This is a genomic window from Limnospira sp., assembly GCF_051859755.1.
In the GTDB taxonomy this organism is placed as follows: Bacteria; Cyanobacteriota; Cyanobacteriia; order Cyanobacteriales; family Microcoleaceae; genus Limnospira; species Limnospira fusiformis.
Genome location: NZ_JBIMLI010000047.1, coordinates 1 through 17,612, shown reverse-complemented (window position 1 = coordinate 17,612; position 17,612 = coordinate 1). Strand labels below are relative to the sequence as shown.

Below are 17,612 nucleotides of genomic sequence, written 5' to 3'. Positions count from 1 at the left end.
ATGAAATCAGCATCTATTTCTGAACAACCGGTCATCCTAGAAAAACCTGGCCTCCTCTCCCACTTGTTTCTGTGGATGATTATGCTAGTAAGCACCACATCGGTCATTTGGGCTTATTTTGCTAATATTGAGCAAACGGTTCCAGCTATGGGACAATTGGCCCTGACATCGGGAGCTAGGGAAATTCAAGCCCCAACTACTGGCGCGGTGGTCCGCTTGCACGTGGAAAATGGCGATCGGGTCGAAAGAAATCAGCCTATACTTACTTTTAGCCCCACTAATCCTAGCGCTGATCTGCGCGCGGTTGAAACTTTGCGAGCTACCCTAGAAAAGGAAAACGAGTTCTATGAGAGCATTGTTAATAATCAAATTACTACTAACTTACCCCCACAGTTAGCAGATTTGATCAGAGACAGAGAAGCTCGCAGTCAAGAAAATCAAACTCTACAATCCTTGGTGGACGAACTTTACCATGGCCGAGGAACTGCTATGAGTTTTAGCCCGGCTATGGCTGGTTTAGTGGCTAACTATCGCGCTGAATATCAATCAAGAGTTGCTACCGGCCAACTGAAAATTATAGAACTGGAAAGACAGCTTCAGCAAAATCGAGATTCTTTGCGTGCTGCCACCGAAAAGCTCGAATATACACAAAATCAATTGACTTATTCGGAACAGCAGTTGAACTTGGCTGGCAATCAGTTATCTAAGTCGGAGGAACTCCTGAGTGTTAATGAGTCGATTTTAGCTCAGATTTCTCCGTTGGTTGAGCAAGGGGCTATGTCTGACCTGCAACGCAAACAGCGGGAACAGGAAATACTCAGAAGTCAAAATGAAGTCATCGGACAACAAGATAGAATTGAACAGCGCCAAGGTGAAATTAACCAGCGCCGTCGGGAGATTCAAGAGCAACGGGCAGAAATTCAACGCCTGGAAAATGAAGAACAGCGCACTCTGGCTTCCATCTCCCGCGCTCAGGAAGAGTTGCAAAATACTAAGGATTCCTGGGCTAGAGATATCTACAATCGTATTCAAGAAAATCATAAACAAATTGCCAGCTCTGATTCTCAACTCAGCCGCTCACGATTGGAGAATGAAAAAAGAATCTCTGACATTAAGTCTCAAATTGAAAAGTTGCAGGAACAGAGAAATACTCAGGTTTTGAGAGCACCTGCTTCGGGGATTATCTTTGAATTGGAGCCTTCGACTAAATCTAATGCTGCTTTGGATATGAATCAGGATGAGATTTGCTCCTATGTCATCAATTCCATTCTCCGGCCTGGCGATCCTATGCCTTCCCGTTGTGATGAAGCCTATTTTGAGGCTCAACAAACTCAACCTCTGGTCACGATTTTAGATGATGATGAAGGCTTAAAAGCAGAGGTTCATATCAATAACAGTGATATGGCACTGGTGTTAAATGCTCTGAGGATGAAACGGGAGTTGTTGACTCCTTTTGATGGTAAGGAAGTGGCAGGAGAGGTGATTGAGTGTCAGGTGGAAAAAGACTGCATCTGTCCTACTTCGGCGGCGGCACGAGAGGAAATTGGCATTGCTGATGAGCAGTGTATTGGGGTGGAAGTTAATATTGATGCCTTCCCTTCTAATGAGTTTGGCACGGTTCCGGGTGAGTTGATATGGATTAGCCAAAATGCTATTCCTCCAGAAGAAGGTCGCCCATTCTTTTCCTTTAGGGCAAATATTAAGTTGGAAAGACAATATTTTATGCTCAATGAAGATATACCAGGACAGGAAATTCAGATTAAATTGCAGTCTGGTATGGCAGTCAATACTAAGGTTAATATCGGTAAGCGCACGGTTCTGCGAATGCTGTTTAGCCGACTCACAGGTAAGTTTGAAAGTATCACTGACTTGAGATAAGCCTAATTGACTTTAAATGTTTGATACCCCTCGGCGATCGCTACTTGAATTTCATCCTGGATTGTGGATTTGTTATCTCCTTCCTGTACTATGTGCGATCGCTTTTGTGGGGTACTTTGCTGTTGATGTGCCTTCCTTTGACCAGTGGGTTTTACCCGGTTTATTTGAAAAGACCGCTACCGGGAACTTAACCTTTGCTGATTTGTTTGCTCTCCATAACACCCATAGAATTCTCTTTCCTAGACTGATTTTTATCGGTCTGGGTTTCCTCTCCCAATGGAATATTAAAGCCGAATTATATTTTAGTCTGGGTCTGGCAATTATCTCGTTTTTGGGGTTATATAAATTATCAGTTTTGGCGAATGGGGTAACTCATATTTATCTCTTTCATCTGGCTAATTTGCTCACCTGTATCCTGTTTTTTTCACTCAATCAAGAATGGCTTTGGGGGTTTCAAATCCCCATTTTTTTGATTAATTTTTGCCTGATTTTCGCGGTGTTAATCTTCATGCCAAGTCCCTTAAATCATCACTATAAGTTCTTGATAGCTGCTGGTTTATGTGCGATCGCTAGTTTTTCCTCCGCCCAAGGTTTGGTGTCCTGGTTGGCGGTTATCCCTTCCCTAATTTCTCTACCAGGAAATGCTACACAGCAAAGAAAGCGATCGCTTATTTGGTTACTCCTCTTTTTGCTATCCTGTGGATTATATGCCATTGGTTATCAACGGGAACCATTATCTATTACCCTCTCCGGTTGGGAGCGAGTTTATACCTTTATTCATTTCTGGTTAAATGTTCTGGCTGCACCCATAGTTCAATCTCCCCAAATCTCCTGGTTATTGGGGTTGGTAATTCTGATATTTTTCCTGTATTTACTATACTATCATAGCGGAAAATACTGGAAATTTCAAACTTTTTTAGATGCTAGTCCCTGGATTTCTTTGGGAATATTTTCCCTATTAACATCTCTATTAATGAGCTGGGGAAGAGTTGATTTGGGCGCTAACTACCCGCTAACAGCCGTTCGCTATACTAGCCATAGCACATTATTACTAATTGCCATAGTTTATCTCAGTATTCAGTGGATTTCTGAGAAATATCCTAGTTTTAACTTGCCTATTCCTACTTTAATTTATAGCTTTATTTGTGGGGTTTTATGCTGTTTAGTTTGGGTGAGTTCAGGAAATGCGATCGCCAGAGTTCAGACCAATTTATTTTATAGCCAAACCGCGCAAACTTGTCTATATTTATTTCCCTATTTGGACTCACAATCAACCTTTTTTCAAAACTCCCCTCAACGTTGTTTGCTCCCCCTCAGTAGATCGACTTGGTGGATTCAAGAAGGTGTCGAATCTCTCCAAAATATCGGCTTTAGAAATTTCGCTGACCCACTTAAATTCACCGATAATCCTGAGTTAAACTATGGTTATATTGACTTTCCAATAAATACTAATTCCCCCCAAGTCATTCAATCATCAGAATCCTTAACTCTCAGAGGTTGGGCAATTTTACCAGACCGAGACCAACAACCACAATTAGTATTTTTATCTAAAGACGACCAACAGCTATTTTTTGCTAGTGCTTATGTGAACTTATACAGTCCTGACTTAGCCGATATTCTCCAAAGCGATCGCTACCAACAATCAAGATGGACAACCACCCTCCCCCCCGAATCTCTACCACCCGGAGAAACCCAAATCAAGGCTTGGGTTTATGACCCAGATAAACATCAATTTTTCCGCCTCAATGGAAAGGTAATTGTGCAAATTACTCAACTTTGATGATTTTATATCCCCCCATATAGTAAACTAGATATTGATGCCATTTTGCGGAACTGTCAAATGAACGTTATTCCCACGAAAATTCCTGATGTTTTCCTGGTAGAACCCAAAGTTTTTGGAGACGATCGCGGTTTTTTCTTTGAAAGTTTTAACCAGAAAGTATTTACCGAAAAAACAGGTGTGACCACAGACTTTGTACAAGACAATCATTCTCGGTCTAGTCAAGGAGTGTTGCGGGGTCTCCATTATCAAATTCAACAAACCCAAGGTAAACTACTTAGGGTAGTCCTCGGAGAAGTTTTTGATGTAGCAGTAGATATTCGGAAAAGTTCCCCAACTTTTGGTCAGTGGGTAGGCTATTATCTGAGTGCTGAAAATAAGCAACAATTGTGGATTCCTCCCGGATTTGCTCATGGTTTTTTAGTAACTTCTCCTGTAGCTGAGGTTCTCTATAAAACCACTGATTATTATGCACCACAGTATGAGCGATCGCTTCTCTGGAATGACCCAGATATCGCCATTGAATGGCCCCTAGAATCCCTAGAACCTAAGTTATCTGAAAAAGATAAAAATGGCAACACTTTGACCAATGCAGAGCTTTTTGAATAATGCGTATTTTACTAACCGGAAAAAACGGACAATTAGGCTCAGAATTACAACCTTTACTCACTCCCCTGGGTGAGGTTTTCGCCGTCGGACGAGATACCCTAGATTTAGCTAAACCTGATGCTATCTCATCATTAATGGCAGAGATTCAACCCCATATAGTCGTTAATGCCGCCGCCTATACAGCCGTTGATAAAGCCGAAACAGAAACCGATTTAGCCACCGCTATTAATGGCATAGCACCCGGTATTTTAGCCGCCGAAAGCCAGCGGATTAATGCTAAATTAATTCACGTCTCCACCGATTATGTCTTTGATGGAACCCAAAGTCATCCCTATGTCGAAACCGACCCCACTAACCCATTAGGACAGTATGGTGCATCAAAATTAGCCGGAGAACAAGCCATTTTAGCTACTGATGCGAATTATGCCATTATTCGCACCGCCTGGGTTTATGGCGCAGGAGGAACCGGAAACTTTGTCAAAACTATGCTGCGTTTAGGTGGGGAACGAGAAGAGTTGAAAGTCGTCATGGATCAGGTGGGGACTCCCACTTGGACAGGAGATTTAGCTACCGCAATTGTCCGGTTAATTCCCCAATTAAATTCAGAAACATCTGGTATCTATCATTATACTAATAGTGGTGTTACCAGTTGGTATGATTTTGCGATCGCTATTTTTGAGGAAGCTAAATTATTGGGTTTACCTCTGAAAATTCAACAGGTTATTCCCATTACAACCGCTGAATATCCTACTCCCGCGCGTCGTCCGGCTTATTCGGTTTTGAATGGTAAAAAGTTAGCCACCCTCCTGGGAAATCATCCTCCTCAGTGGCGGTCTGGACTCCGAACTATGCTCACAACCCTAGTTAACCAAGGCTAAAACATCACTAAAACAGGCTTCTAGCCTGTTAAAAACTTTTCTAAAACAGTCCTAATTAGGTGAATTTTCATGAAAGCATTAATTCTTTCTGGTGGTAAAGGAACTCGACTAAGACCCCTCACTTATACTGGTGCAAAACAACTCGTTCCCGTCGCTAATAAACCTATTTTATGGTACGGAATTGAAGGAATTGTCGCGGCGGGAATTACCGATATTGGCATTATTATTAGTCCTGAAACTGGCGAAGAAGTTAAAAGTTTGACAGGTAAAGGCGATCGATTTGGCGCAAAAATTACTTATATTTTGCAAGATACCCCTGCTGGTCTCGCTCATGCCGTAAAAATTGCCCAGCCTTTTTTGGGTAATTCTCCCTTTATTATGTACTTGGGAGATAACCTGATTCAAAATCCCCTATCTCCCTTTTTGGAACAGTTTAAACAAAAGCAGCTTGATGGTTTGATTTTGCTGCGACCCGTCGAAAATCCCACCTCTTTCGGTGTCGCCGTTGTCGGTGATAATGGTCGGGTATTACAGTTGGTAGAAAAACCCCAAAATCCTCCCTCAAATTTAGCCTTGGTCGGGGTTTATTTCTTTGATAATACTATTCATGAGGCTATAGCTAATATTCAGCCTTCCGCTAGGGGAGAGTTGGAAATTACTGATGCTATTCAACAACTAATCAACACTGATAAGCAAGTCGATGCTTGTACCCTCGAAGGTTGGTGGTTAGATACGGGTAAAAAAGATGATTTACTCAGTGCTAATCAGATTATTTTGGATGAACGTTCTACCTATAATGTTGAAGGAGATGTTGACCCCCAAAGTCAGATTATTGGACGGGTTAAAATTGGTCGGGGAACTAAGTTGATTAACTGTACTATTAGGGGTCCCGTCATAATTGGCGAAAATTGTCACCTGGAAAATAGTTTTATTGGTCCTTATACCAGTATTGCTGATGCTGTCAATTTGATTGATGCTGAAATTGAGCATAGTGTGATTTTATCCGAGGCGAAAATTATTAATATTAATCACCGCATTGTTGATACTCTAATTGGTCGCCGCGCTCAATTGACTACCGCACCACAAAGACCCAAGGCTTTACGGTTTATGTTGGGGGATGATTCTCAGGTGGAATTGACTTGATGGGATTTTCCTAATCTGTTCATCTCTTCCCTTCTCTCTGTAGGAGCAATTTCCCCATTGTTCCTACCATCTTTTTTTCATCCTTACTATTGACAAATTATCCGACTTGACTTACTATATAAGAATGGGAATATGTGCCGACATATATATGCTGTTTTCAACTTACTTAATTATGGCTACCCTGGGGTTATTTCTATAAACCCAAATTATGATTATATCTAAAACCAGCTTTTGTGATTTATTGGATAGTTGTTAATTATCACTCTACTGATTTGATTGAGACACTCATTCAATCTATCGCTAATAGTTCAAGTCTTGACCATCAGATTATTATTGTCAACAACTCCCCCCAAGATAAAAGCATCTGGAAACTACACACCAAACAAGTCATTATTTTAGATGCTTCCCACAATTTAGGATTTGGTCGCGCCTGTAATTTGGGGTTACAGTGGGTTTATCAGCGAGACAACAATGCTTGGGTGTGGCTAGTTAATCCTGATGTTGTCATTCCAGAAGATACCCCTAACCAAATTTTAGCGGTCTTGAGGAAAAATCCCCAATTCTCAATTTTGGGAACATTAGTTTATCAACCTGATGGACGGGTTTGGTTTGGGGGAGGAGAATTTATACAGGAAACTGGCTTGATTGTCCAGCAACAGCATCTCCCCGCATCGGTCTCTGATTGTATCCCCACTACCTGGGTTACCGCTTGTAGCTTGTTAATGAATCTCAAAAAATTCGGAAACTGTCCTCAGTTTGATGAAGATTATTTTTTATATTACGAAGATTTTGACCTGTGTTTGCGTTATAGTAAACTCGGACATCAAATTGGGATGACTCCCCACATTGGGGTAATTCACCATCCCTCATCGATTACTGGGAGAAATCCTCATCTGAAACTCAAACATAGTATCTATAGCTATCTGCTGAGTTTAGAAAAACACGCTAAAAGTTCGGCTTGCTGGTATCGAATACTACGGATTACTGTGGTTTCCCTAATCACTTTTCCCCGTTATTATCAGGCTAGTTTAGCTAAATTAATGGGAGTTGTAGACTATGTAAAATATAGGTTTTTGAGATAAAATAATTTGCAGTAAATAGTGGTTAGTTATTATGGATATCAAAAAGTGTAAACAGCCCGGAGATAATCACAGCTATCATCAGCTACAGTCGGAATTATTTGGCTTCACTTTTGCACCTCCTCAATATTCGAGAGATCGGATTTTGATGGCTAATAATATGAGTCTCTATTATGACCCATTAAACCCCACCTGGTGCGAATATCCCGATTGGTTTGCGGTAGTTGGTTTATCTGAGTCTCTAGTTGATTTACCTCGGAAACAAGGCTATTATACCTGGCAGGAAGGACGACGACCAGCAATGGTTATGGAGTTTCTCCCTAGCCAAGATGAATCAGCCAAACAACCATCATCACCTCAACAACCTACAGCTTGGGAGGTTTATGAGCAAATTCTGGGGATTCCTTTCTATGTGATTTTTGACTATACTACCAATAGTTTACAGTTGTTTAAGCTGTTAGGCGATCGCTATCAGAAACAGGAGTTAAACAACAATCAGTTTTGGTTTCCTGGATTAGATTTGGGTCTCGGCTTGTGGTCTGGAGAATACCAAGGCTTAAAGCGCTTTTGGCTGCGTTGGTATGATAGCCGTGGTCATTGGATTCCTCTCCCAGAAGAGTTACCGTCAGACACATCAGCATCGGTTTCTGTAGAGGATAGCCAACCCTCTCAGACACCATCTAAACTCGGTCAGCATTTACAACAATTGGGAATCGTTACCCACAAGATTTAACTTAACTCCAGAGGCTAAAAATGGCTTAGGTCTCACTTATAGCCTAAAATTCTCAAAAAAACAGCCACGATACCATGTGTATGATATTTTTTCACAAAAACTGGTTTTTGTCAAGCATACAGCCACAAATGGCTAGGTTGTTGATAGAAATTATGACAATTTAATGGACTTCATCGAATCCATATAAAATATTCATTTAACCTCAGATATATCTGGTTATGAAGTGCGATCGCTTTTGACTAAATACCCATAATTACCTATTGACAAACTCCCTTTATTGACCTATTATAAGAGAATGGGAAATAGTGGCAGGAAAAATTTATGTCCACATCCAAAGTAAAAGTTATCGGCTCTTGATGGAATATTGACATAAATGAATATATCCTCAAGGAGTAAGTTATGGAATATGGGGATATTAAGCCAGGCGATAATTACTATTTATAGAGATTTATTGAGGAGATGATAATTGAAGGGTAAGTTAGCAATTAATCTATCAGTTTTAATACCGAAAGCCACAGGTATATCAGTATATGCTTCTAATCTTATACCCTGGTTGAAACCCCTAGAGCCTTTATTGCTAACTGCTGATGATATAGGTGGTTATGAATGCCAGAAAATTCCGAATAATATGACACCTGACCATGGTACAAAGGGACATTTGAGGCGATTAATTTGGACTCAATTTAAGTTACCATTAATCTATAAAAAATCAGGCGCTACGTTGTTATTTTCACCCCTACCAGAAGCGCCTTTATATACAGGTTGTAGGTCAATAGTAATGGCTCATGATTTAATTCCGCTAAAATTTCCGAAGCGAGGGTCGCGATTAACAGCTTATTTTAAATCCTATGTTCCGGCGGTGCTAAAACAAGCGGAACATATTGTTTGCAATTCGGAAGCGACGGGGAATAGTTTAGTGGAGATGTTAGGAATTAGTGCCAGGAAAATCACTCCAATTTTATTAGGGTACGATCGCCAGAGGTTTCAATTTTTAGATTTACCGACGCAAAACTACTTTTTGTATATTGGTCGCCATGATCATTATAAAAATCTACCGAGGCTAATTACAGCATTTTCCGAATTACCGAAAGATTATGAACTGTGGTTAGCGGGGCCGAGTGACAGCACCTATACACCCCTATTAAAACAACAGGTAAAAGAATTGGGACTAAGGGAACAGGTAAAATTTTTAGACTATGTGGCAGCGGGGGAATTACCGTCAATAATTAATCAGGCGATCGCCTTAGTTTTCCCAAGTTTATGGGAAGGTTTCGGGTTTCCGGTGTTAGAAGCTATGGCCTGTGGAACCCCTGTAATCACGTCAAATTTAGCATCATTGCCGGAAGTAGCTGGAGAGGCAGCCCTACTGATAAATCCCTATGAAGTAGAAGAGATCAGCGCCGCCATGAAAACCCTAATCAGCGATCCACAAATGGCGGGACAACTTAGACAAAAAGGACTCAGTAGATGTCAAGAATTTTCCTGGCAGAAAACCGGAGAGCAAACGGTGGAAGTTTTAGCCCAATGTATGTAAAATCAAAATTAATGGGATGAGATCTTCCCAGTTATGAGTAAAATCGGCTAGAATTAGCGACTTAACGAATTTTGCGAGGGCCTGTATGGAACCTTTATCCTCTCCCCTATTGACCAAAACCACTTATATCAGCCCAACTCCGGCATTAAGTATTGCCCCAGCCCAGGTAATTCGAGGAGTTGACAGACTGGCGGAGGCGGGAGAGGCGATCGCCGCCTTTGGTAGTCGTCCGGTAATAGTGGGAGGCGATCGCACCCTAAAATTAATTCAACCCCATTTACAACCGATTATAGAAACCCATCAACTCAAGGCTAATTGGGCTAACTATACCCCCGACTGTAGCGAAAGCAGTTTAGAGAAACTCCAACAAATTGGCGCGGACCATCAAGGGGACTTGGTGATCGGAGTTGGCGGCGGAAAGGCTTTAGATCTTGCCAAACTCCTAGCTTATAGGACGAGAGTACCCATTATAACTATTCCCACCTCTGGGGCGACCTGCGCCGCCTGGACTGCCCTATCAAATATCTATACAAATGAGGGAGCATTCTTGTATGATGTAGGGTTAGCCAAGTGTCCTGATTTGCTAATCCTGGACTATAGCCTGATTCAAACAGCGCCAATGCGGACTTTAATTGCTGGTATTGGAGATGCGATCGCCAAATGGTATGAAGCGTCAGTCAGTAGCGGACATTCAGAAGAAACCCTGATTGTGGCAGCAGTGCAACAGGCGAGAGTCCTGCGGGACATTTTGTTTCAAAAATCCGTAGCAGCCCTCAATGAACCCGGAAGCCAAACCTGGCGAGAAGTGGTTGATGCCACAGTTTTACTGGCTGGGGCGATCGGTGGTTTAGGGGGGGCGCAGTGTCGGACTGTAGCGGCCCATGCCGTCCATAATGGTTTAACTCACCTATCTGCCACCCACAAGACCCTTCACGGAGAAAAAGTCGCCTATGGCATTTTAGTACAGTTGCGCCTAGAAGAAATGTTGCAAGGAAATCAACTAGCAGCTTCTGCTAGAGGGCAACTGTTGAAGTTTTATAGCGATATCCACTTACCCCAAACTTTGGCGGATTTGGGGTTAGGAAATATTACCTTAGCCGAGTTAAGGCATGGGGCAGAAATTGCCTGTGGTGAAAAGTCTGACATTCACCGACTACCCTTTAAAGTTTGCCCAGAATCATTAATGGCAGCCATGGTTTCTACTACTGTACCTGTGGGCGCAACTAAGAGTTAAAGGTTAACTATGGGCGGTTTAATCTGTCTTCAGGTCTGGGGCAATTAATCACTAATCAAAATAAATTGCACTATAAACTCACCTGTCAAACCGCCCCCTATTCCCTCGACTGACTTTTAAGTTAACAACCAGAAATCAACATGAATTTAGATTGGATTACCCCAGCAGATCGGGTTAAACAGCTTCCCCCCTATGTATTTGCGCGATTAGATGAATTAAAAGCCCATGCCCGTGAACAAGGCCTTGATTTAATTGATTTGGGTATGGGAAACCCGGACGGACCGACTCCTGAACCTGTAGTAGAAGCGGCGATCGCCGCCTTGCGAAATTCAGCCAATCATGGCTATCCACCCTTTGAAGGGACTGCTAGTTTCCGCGCGGCCATTACTCGTTGGTATCACCGTCGCTATGGAGTTAACCTAGACCCCAATAGTGAAGCCTTACCCCTATTAGGGTCTAAAGAAGGTCTCACCCATTTAGCCTTAGCCTATGTCAACCCTCAAGATGTGGTTTTATCGCCAGATCCGGCTTATCCCGCCCATTTTCGGGGTCCGTTAATTTCTGGGGGGGATGTTTACAAAATTCGCCTGAAACCAGAAAATGATTGGATTATAGACTTAGCAGATATCCCGGATCATATTGCTGATCGCGCCAAAATTCTCTATTTTAATTATCCTAATAATCCCACAGGTGCAACCGCCCCCAGGGAGTTTTTTGAGGATTTGGTGGCTTTCGCCCACAAACATCAAATTCTATTGGTTCATGACCTCTGTTATGCGGAACTAGCTTTTGATGGTTATCAACCGACTAGCTTACTAGAAATTCCGGGAGGTAAAGAGATTGGGGTAGAGTTCCATACCATGTCAAAAACCTATAATATGGCGGGTTGGCGGGTAGGTTTTGTGGTGGGAAATTCGCGAGTAATTCAGGGATTAAGAACTCTGAAAACAAACTTAGATTATGGTTTATTTTCGGCTTTACAATCGGCGGCAGAAACAGCTTTAAATTTGCCAGATTCCTACTTAGAAGAGGTACAAAATAGGTATAGCACCCGCCGGGATTTTCTAGTCCGAGAATTGGGAGAATTAGGCTGGAATATTCCTAAACCCAAAGCGGCGATGTATTTGTGGGCTCCCTGTCCCGTGGGTATGAACTCAACGGATTTTGCCCTATCAGTCCTGCAACAAACTGGGGTGGTGGTGACTCCAGGTAATGCTTTTGGGGCGGGAGGAGAAGGCTATGTTAGGATTAGTCTGATTGCTGATTGCGATCGCTTGGCGGAAGCGGTCAAACGCCTAAAAGAAGCCAATATTGGCTATCAACGCCAGATGGTGGCAACGGGAATGCTTTAACTAAAATCATGACTAAAAAAGCGCTATTGGCTAATAGCCTCGGCGCTTTTTTAATTGGGAAAAAACTGGCAAAATGTGAGTTTATCCTTCTTTGCCTTCGCGACTCTGGGTTTGGATATACAGAATCAGAAGAAACACGGCAGGAACTAGCACAAAAAGAATGCTGGCAACAAATCCTAGGTCATTAACTTCCATAATTATCCAACTTTGTTAATACACAAAAGAAACCTACCTCCCTAGGATATCATTAAATTGGCTAGTTGGATCGTAAATTTTAACCTTGGGTGCGATCGCGCGCATTACCTTGTGCGGCATACTTTTCCAGAAACTCCATAATTTTCCTAGGTACATCTACTCCTGTTGCTGTCTCAATTCCTTCTAGTCCCGGTGAGGAGTTAACTTCCATTACCACAGGTCCATGATTGGATCGTAATAAATCCACCCCCGCCACTTTCAGCCCCATAATTTTAGCAGCGCGGACAGCGGTTGATCTTTCCTCTGGGGTTAATTTGACTTTTTGGGCGCTTCCTCCCCGGTGAAGATTAGATCGAAATTCTCCTTCTGCGCCTTGGCGTTTCATGGAAGCCACCACCCTTTCACCAACTACAAAACAGCGTAAATCTGCCCCCCCAGCTTCCTTAATAAATTCCTGGACTAAAATATTGGCATCAAGTCCCCGAAAAGCCTCGATTACAGACTTAGCCGCCTGGTATGTTTCAGCTAAAACTACACCAATTCCCTGGGTTCCTTCTAACAGTTTAATCACTAAGGGGGCCCCACCAACTACGTTAATCAAACCATCAATATCTTTGGTAGAATGGGCAAATCCTGTCACCGGAAGACCTATGCCTTCTCTGGCTAATAATTGCAAGCAACGCAGCTTATCACGAGACCGAGAAATGGCTTGAGACTCATTGGGAGTAAACACACCCATCATCTCAAATTGGCGGACAACAGCAGTACCATAAAAAGTTTTAGATGCACCAATACGAGGAATAATGGCATCAAATCCTTCTAGGGGTTTTCCCCCATACATAACCATGGGTTTATGGGAGGTAATATTCATGTAGCAGCGCAGGTAATCGATTACGTGCATCTCATGACCCCGCTGTTCCCCTGATTCTTTCAGTCTCCGAGTAGAGTAAAGGGAACTATCTTGGGATAGAATCGCAATTTTCATGGTATAGTGTTAATAGCATCTTAGGTTTTTGTGGTTGCCGATCGCTGTGTGGAATAACCGCGCCCTAAATAACCAGCAACAAACTAACATTGTTCCCATTTCACCTTCTGGTTTTTACGAATCTGAATAACAGTTATTATTTTACCGGACTTGGGATACTCCAAAAATAGAATGTGCATTCCTCTTCGGGGTGGGTTAAATGCAGTACAGCGTCCGGGGTCCATTCTCCCATATCAAAGTCGCGGGAGACAATGCGGGTTCCCGGCTGTAGTTGTTGGAATAATTGGGGTTTTAAGCGTAGGTTAAGCTGAGGTAACAGATAAATAAAGATAACTGTGGCTTCCTGAAAATTACTGTTAAACAGGTTGGCTTGACGGAAGATGGCGCGATCGCTAACTCCTGCTATTTGGGCATTTTCTGTGGCTTCCTTAATGCGATCGGGGTCAATATCAATACCAACTCCCCTCGCGCCAAATTTTTCGGCGGCGGCGATCGCTACCCGTCCATCTCCACAACCTAGGTCATATAAAACATCATCAGCACCAACTTTCACCCAACGGAGAACATCCTCTAGCAAATCTTGAGGGGTAGGAACATAACCAATATCGGGTTGATTAGAGTACATAAATTAACTAATAATCAGGGCTTGAGCAAATTCAGGAAATCCTCAGAAGTTTGATTATCATGTTTATTATACCATAAGGAACGCTGAGGAACACCTAGGGCAATTTCTGCTTCATCTAAGGCTTGTTTGAGTCGTAACCGCAGGGTCCTTGCTGCCGCCCATTGTTGGCTAGGTATAGTTTTAACCAGAAACCGGATCACAATTCCCTCATGGGAAATATCGTCAACTCCCAGAATCTCAGCAGGTTCTAAAATCTTGTCTGACCATTCCGCCTCATTTTGCATCTTGTGACAGACTTTAAGAATAATTTCCATAGCCTTTTTGATGTCAGCATCCCAGGCAATTTTCAAGCCTAGGTTAACCCTTGACCAGTCTTTAGTATTATTAATAACTGTGGTGATTTGACCATGAGGAATAGTTATTAATTGACCATCTAAATTGCGGAGATTAGTACAATACAAATTCATGCTTTCTACGGCTCCGGCTAAATTGCCAATTTGGACTACATCACCGACAGCATAACGGTCTGTAATAAAAATTAAGATGCCATTTAACATATTTTCTATTAAATTTCGAGATAGAAAAGCAGTTAATAAAGCGAAGGCTCCCGCCCCGGCTAGGAAAGCCGGATTGATGCCCAGGATAACCACAGTTAAATAAATTCCCAGACCGGAGAAAATCCAACTTTTACCACCTTTTAGCGCCGGAGAATAGGTGCTAACTCTCATAGTGTAACGGTTAGAATTAGGATGGGATTCTTGTTTTTCTTTAGCCCAACTATTTAAGGTATTATCAATGAAAAAATCTAACAGCTTATCAATTAAGCTAATACTAATCCACAGGCTAGGTATCAGAATTGCTTGATAGGCAAACATAATAATTAAAGGACGAGTTTGCCGAAATACAAAACAAATTAAACTGATACCCATTAAAATAACTAATAATTTCCCTATAAACAGAAATCTCCGCAATAATTCTACTAAGTTTTTTTCTTGCTGAAGTGATACTTGACTATTTAATCTCCTGGCGATCAGTTTAGGGATTTGATTGATTTTTTCATGAATCTTTTGATTGAGATAACCTGAACTATAGCGTTGACCATTACTTTTCACATCCTCAACTTCATCGGCATCATAACTGATGTCTTCATGCTGGTTAACTACAGCATCAGAAATAGTTTCTCCTGATAAGGTCTCGGGGTTAACTTTCGCCTCATCGACCAGATATTTTAATTTTATTTTAATTCGAGTGCGCCATTGTGTTAGTAATTTGCTTAACCCCGAAATCAGCCTCAGACATAGGAAAGTAAATCCCACAATAACCAAGCTGATTGTAATTCTTGCTAAAGGATATTGAGCATCAAATTCTTTGCCCCATAATGCCTCACTAGCATATTGGGTGATTTGGTCTCGCCAAACTGATGCTAATTCTTCAACTGTTGTGCCATTAACAATGGCATCATGATTATTGACGGTTATTACTACAACTCTAGGGATGCGTAAATCAGGATCTGGTTGAGTATAAATTACCGTTTCATTATTCTTAATACCTATATTTAATTGCGGCGTAAATGGATGGAGAGGTTTATCATTATTAAACAACCGCCAAAACTGCCAATCTTCTCGATGATATGTTGGTGGTAATTCTTGATTTCTGCTAATATTGCGGAGACCTCGATTAAAGGCTTCCTGTACTAATTTTGCACGTCTTTCTAAGGTTAAGGCAGTTTCGCGGTCATCTTGTTCTAAACTCCGTCGCGCACCGAGGGTTAATCCGCCACGAAAACCTTGGCCACCTAAATAAACTTTGCTACACCAACTAGCACCACAGCTATAAGCGCGGTTGACATTCCACAAAAAGGTTTGACTTTGCTGATCAGTGGTTGATGAGGCGGGAGATAAGGAAAATTGAGCGAAAGCGGGACTGTGAAAAGCGACATTTAAGGAAAATGTCAAGACAAAAATGCTGATAAAATAAGTGATTTTTCGGAGTATTTTATTATTCATGGTTACCCCCTAGGGATTTGTCTAAACAAGCGATCGCCTCTAGGGGTAAAATCCACGACCAGGTTTTCATGATCCTCCTCAGTTAGCAACAATGCCTACACATCATAACTGAATTCTGGAAGATTGGCAAATTTTTGATGATCATAGCCTTCAGATGCTATCGGAGATTTAGCTAAGGAGCAAGCGTCCTATCGGGGAGTTTAGGAAAGATGGATACAGTTTACCAATTTGCCACAAATGTTGCAATCGCACACTGTGATAGCCGAGTAGAATCAGAAAAATCAAAATTTGTACCTGGGGATTAGTTAACCAGTGAATATAAAAAATATCTAATTTTCGATTTTTGATAATTTCCAAAATTAGATGAATAATAGCAATCACAAAACCCAAGAAAATTAGGGGACAGAATAAATGGTAGGCGATCGCCTGATTTAAGTCACCTCTGACTGTAGCCATTAACGATCTAGTTAACCCCCAGGCTGGACAAGGAACCCCCACATATCGCATTAGCGGACATCTCAAAAACTCCAGATGAATACCTAGGTTAAACCCTATACTACCGATAATAGGTATTAAGGCGATCGCTAAACTAAACATCCGTTTTTGTCGCTGTTGGCGAGAAAGCAGAACAGGCGATTTGAGTGTTTTACCTACCATTATAATTCCCCATCAATTAGCGACTTTTTAGCAAATCTACCCCAAAACAGGTTAGGTAAATGACCACGGTTGCCAATTGCTGAAATAACACAAGTTCAAAAGTTTTCACGAAAAAATTAATCTCTGACTGGGAATATACCGCCATGGAACTCCCAGCTAATAAGGCAATCAAAAACCAAAATATCGTTTTTCTGTGCTTGAGTTTTAGCATAATTTTGATTCCCACATTAACTTAACCAAAAGCGAGATAGGAGTAGAAAACTAAGGTTCCTACCACAGGAACTATCCACAAAAGAATTAACCATGGAGTTTTTTCTAGTTTTTTACAAATTCTAATCCAGGCTTTAATCAACCAAATTATGGCAATAATATTGACGCAGGGAATGAACATCAAAATCGTCCATAAAATCGGGTTATCTTCATCCCCAGCCACGAAATTTATATAGGTTCCTAAAATGGGAATCCAAGCAAACCAAGCATTTTCTACTCCACATCTTTGATAAATTTTCCATGATCAAAAACCAAACACTAAATAGCCAATTAAATAGCCGAGCAATATTCCTGGGTTTGGTTCTACTTGCTCGTAGGGAATATCTAGTTGTGGAACTGTATTCTGTTGACCTAATATAACTGGGACAAGATTAATCACTACATGAGCCGGGGGGAATATACTAATGTCAATCATCAATAAGTTACTGATAAACTACTGTTATCAGCAAAGTGTAAGGGATGTTATCTGAAAATACCATGTATTTTAGATATTGTTAACAAAAATCAACATTATCAGAAAATCATAATAATATTTAGTATTTGAGACTTACAGCAATATAGTTATCTGTTGAGAGACTATATTCTCCAGGCGATCGCTATATAAATCCCCCCTTCCAGCTATAATCTAGCTAGGCTATTATTGACAACCCAGAC

At 41.5% G+C, this 17,612-nt stretch carries 18 protein-coding genes; 10 read left to right on the top strand and 8 right to left on the bottom strand.

All coding sequences use genetic code 11. The features are described 5' to 3' along the window. From ACTIE0_RS10540 to ACTIE0_RS10495, 10 genes are all read left to right on the top strand, one after another. Positions 1-1,878, top strand: a complete 1,878-nt coding sequence (locus ACTIE0_RS10540; protein WP_006669752.1) for a putative HlyD family type I secretion protein — start codon at positions 1-3, stop codon at positions 1,876-1,878. A 16-nt stretch (positions 1,879-1,894) separates the two neighbouring features. Continuing rightward, positions 1,895-3,658, top strand: a complete 1,764-nt coding sequence (locus tag ACTIE0_RS10535; protein ID WP_006620370.1) for a hypothetical protein — start codon at positions 1,895-1,897, stop codon at positions 3,656-3,658. A gap of 60 nt (positions 3,659-3,718) precedes the next feature. Next, entirely contained in the window at positions 3,719-4,267 is a 549-nt protein-coding gene (gene rfbC, locus ACTIE0_RS10530; protein WP_006669751.1) for a dTDP-4-dehydrorhamnose 3,5-epimerase, read from the top strand. Further along, positions 4,267-5,145, top strand: a complete 879-nt coding sequence (rfbD, locus tag ACTIE0_RS10525) for a dTDP-4-dehydrorhamnose reductase (protein ID WP_006669750.1) — start codon at positions 4,267-4,269, stop codon at positions 5,143-5,145. Before rfbC ends, rfbD begins: the two co-directional genes overlap by 1 nt. A 69-nt stretch (positions 5,146-5,214) precedes the next feature. Beyond that, on the top strand, positions 5,215-6,288 hold the full coding sequence (locus tag ACTIE0_RS10520; RefSeq protein WP_006669749.1) for a glucose-1-phosphate thymidylyltransferase: 1,074 nt from the start codon (positions 5,215-5,217) through the stop codon (positions 6,286-6,288). 233 nt (positions 6,289-6,521) lie between these two features. After that, positions 6,522-7,370, top strand: a complete 849-nt coding sequence (locus ACTIE0_RS10515; RefSeq protein ID WP_006620366.1) for a glycosyltransferase family 2 protein — start codon at positions 6,522-6,524, stop codon at positions 7,368-7,370. 31 nt (positions 7,371-7,401) lie between these two features. Next, positions 7,402-8,100, top strand: a complete 699-nt coding sequence (locus tag ACTIE0_RS10510) for a Uma2 family endonuclease (protein WP_006620365.1) — start codon at positions 7,402-7,404, stop codon at positions 8,098-8,100. A gap of 466 nt (positions 8,101-8,566) precedes the next feature. Next, positions 8,567-9,634: a glycosyltransferase family 4 protein gene (locus ACTIE0_RS10505; protein WP_006620364.1), complete on the top strand. Its 1,068-nt coding sequence runs from the start codon at positions 8,567-8,569 to the stop codon at positions 9,632-9,634. Positions 9,635-9,719: 85 nt separating this feature from the next. Then, positions 9,720-10,868 carry an iron-containing alcohol dehydrogenase family protein gene (locus ACTIE0_RS10500; protein WP_006620363.1) on the top strand — a complete coding sequence of 383 codons (1,149 nt, stop codon included), beginning with the start codon at positions 9,720-9,722 and terminating at the stop codon, positions 10,866-10,868. Between the two features lie 140 nt (positions 10,869-11,008). Continuing rightward, the gene (locus ACTIE0_RS10495; RefSeq protein WP_006620362.1) at positions 11,009-12,220 is read left to right on the top strand and encodes an aspartate aminotransferase; all 1,212 of its coding nucleotides are present in this window, start codon (positions 11,009-11,011) and stop codon (positions 12,218-12,220) included. Positions 12,221-12,301: 81 nt separating this feature from the next. On the opposite strand, the gene psbM is transcribed toward ACTIE0_RS10495, so the two are convergent. From psbM to ACTIE0_RS10455, 8 genes are all read right to left on the bottom strand, one after another. After that, positions 12,302-12,415: a photosystem II reaction center protein PsbM gene (gene psbM / locus ACTIE0_RS10490; protein WP_006620360.1), complete on the bottom strand. Its 114-nt coding sequence runs from the start codon at positions 12,413-12,415 to the stop codon at positions 12,302-12,304. Positions 12,416-12,494: 79 nt separating this feature from the next. Continuing rightward, complete coding sequence (gene rimK, locus ACTIE0_RS10485; RefSeq protein ID WP_006620359.1) at positions 12,495-13,400, bottom strand: 30S ribosomal protein S6--L-glutamate ligase; 906 nt, start codon at positions 13,398-13,400, stop codon at positions 12,495-12,497. A gap of 136 nt (positions 13,401-13,536) precedes the next feature. Then, positions 13,537-14,025, bottom strand: coding sequence for an SAM-dependent methyltransferase (locus ACTIE0_RS10480; RefSeq protein WP_006620357.1), 489 nt, complete (start codon positions 14,023-14,025; stop codon positions 13,537-13,539). A gap of 14 nt (positions 14,026-14,039) precedes the next feature. Next, the gene (locus ACTIE0_RS10475) at positions 14,040-16,031 is read right to left on the bottom strand and encodes a mechanosensitive ion channel family protein (RefSeq protein ID WP_006669748.1); all 1,992 of its coding nucleotides are present in this window, start codon (positions 16,029-16,031) and stop codon (positions 14,040-14,042) included. A gap of 168 nt (positions 16,032-16,199) precedes the next feature. Next, positions 16,200-16,688, bottom strand: a complete 489-nt coding sequence (locus ACTIE0_RS10470; RefSeq protein ID WP_006669747.1) for a DUF2752 domain-containing protein — start codon at positions 16,686-16,688, stop codon at positions 16,200-16,202. A 16-nt stretch (positions 16,689-16,704) separates the two neighbouring features. After that, the gene (locus ACTIE0_RS10465; RefSeq protein ID WP_006669746.1) at positions 16,705-16,899 is read right to left on the bottom strand and encodes a hypothetical protein; all 195 of its coding nucleotides are present in this window, start codon (positions 16,897-16,899) and stop codon (positions 16,705-16,707) included. 21 nt (positions 16,900-16,920) lie between these two features. Further along, on the bottom strand, positions 16,921-17,151 hold the full coding sequence (locus ACTIE0_RS10460) for a hypothetical protein (protein ID WP_488193803.1): 231 nt from the start codon (positions 17,149-17,151) through the stop codon (positions 16,921-16,923). 51 nt (positions 17,152-17,202) lie between these two features. Then, complete coding sequence (locus tag ACTIE0_RS10455) at positions 17,203-17,373, bottom strand: hypothetical protein (RefSeq protein WP_006669745.1); 171 nt, start codon at positions 17,371-17,373, stop codon at positions 17,203-17,205. Between the last annotated feature and the right edge of the window lie 239 nt (positions 17,374-17,612).

Bases quoted from the DNA above. Each gene is read 5' to 3' on its own strand.
- ACTIE0_RS10465 (WP_006669746.1), bottom strand. From the start codon at position 16,899: ATGCTAAAACTCAAGCACAGAAAAACGATATTTTGGTTTTTGATTGCC.
- ACTIE0_RS10480 (WP_006620357.1), bottom strand. From the start codon at position 14,025: ATGTACTCTAATCAACCCGATATTGGTTATGTTCCTACCCCTCAAGAT.
- ACTIE0_RS10495 (WP_006620362.1), top strand. From the start codon at position 11,009: ATGAATTTAGATTGGATTACCCCAGCAGATCGGGTTAAACAGCTTCCC.
- rfbC (WP_006669751.1), top strand. From the start codon at position 3,719: ATGAACGTTATTCCCACGAAAATTCCTGATGTTTTCCTGGTAGAACCC.
- ACTIE0_RS10475 (WP_006669748.1), bottom strand. From the start codon at position 16,031: ATGAATAATAAAATACTCCGAAAAATCACTTATTTTATCAGCATTTTT.
- ACTIE0_RS10535 (WP_006620370.1), top strand. From the start codon at position 1,895: ATGTTTGATACCCCTCGGCGATCGCTACTTGAATTTCATCCTGGATTG.
- psbM (WP_006620360.1), bottom strand. From the start codon at position 12,415: ATGGAAGTTAATGACCTAGGATTTGTTGCCAGCATTCTTTTTGTGCTA.
- rfbD (WP_006669750.1), top strand. From the start codon at position 4,267: ATGCGTATTTTACTAACCGGAAAAAACGGACAATTAGGCTCAGAATTA.
- ACTIE0_RS10520 (WP_006669749.1), top strand. From the start codon at position 5,215: ATGAAAGCATTAATTCTTTCTGGTGGTAAAGGAACTCGACTAAGACCC.
- ACTIE0_RS10510 (WP_006620365.1), top strand. From the start codon at position 7,402: ATGGATATCAAAAAGTGTAAACAGCCCGGAGATAATCACAGCTATCAT.
- ACTIE0_RS10500 (WP_006620363.1), top strand. From the start codon at position 9,720: ATGGAACCTTTATCCTCTCCCCTATTGACCAAAACCACTTATATCAGC.
- ACTIE0_RS10540 (WP_006669752.1), top strand. From the start codon at position 1: ATGAAATCAGCATCTATTTCTGAACAACCGGTCATCCTAGAAAAACCT.
- ACTIE0_RS10455 (WP_006669745.1), bottom strand. From the start codon at position 17,373: ATGATTGACATTAGTATATTCCCCCCGGCTCATGTAGTGATTAATCTT.
- ACTIE0_RS10470 (WP_006669747.1), bottom strand. From the start codon at position 16,688: ATGGTAGGTAAAACACTCAAATCGCCTGTTCTGCTTTCTCGCCAACAG.
- rimK (WP_006620359.1), bottom strand. From the start codon at position 13,400: ATGAAAATTGCGATTCTATCCCAAGATAGTTCCCTTTACTCTACTCGG.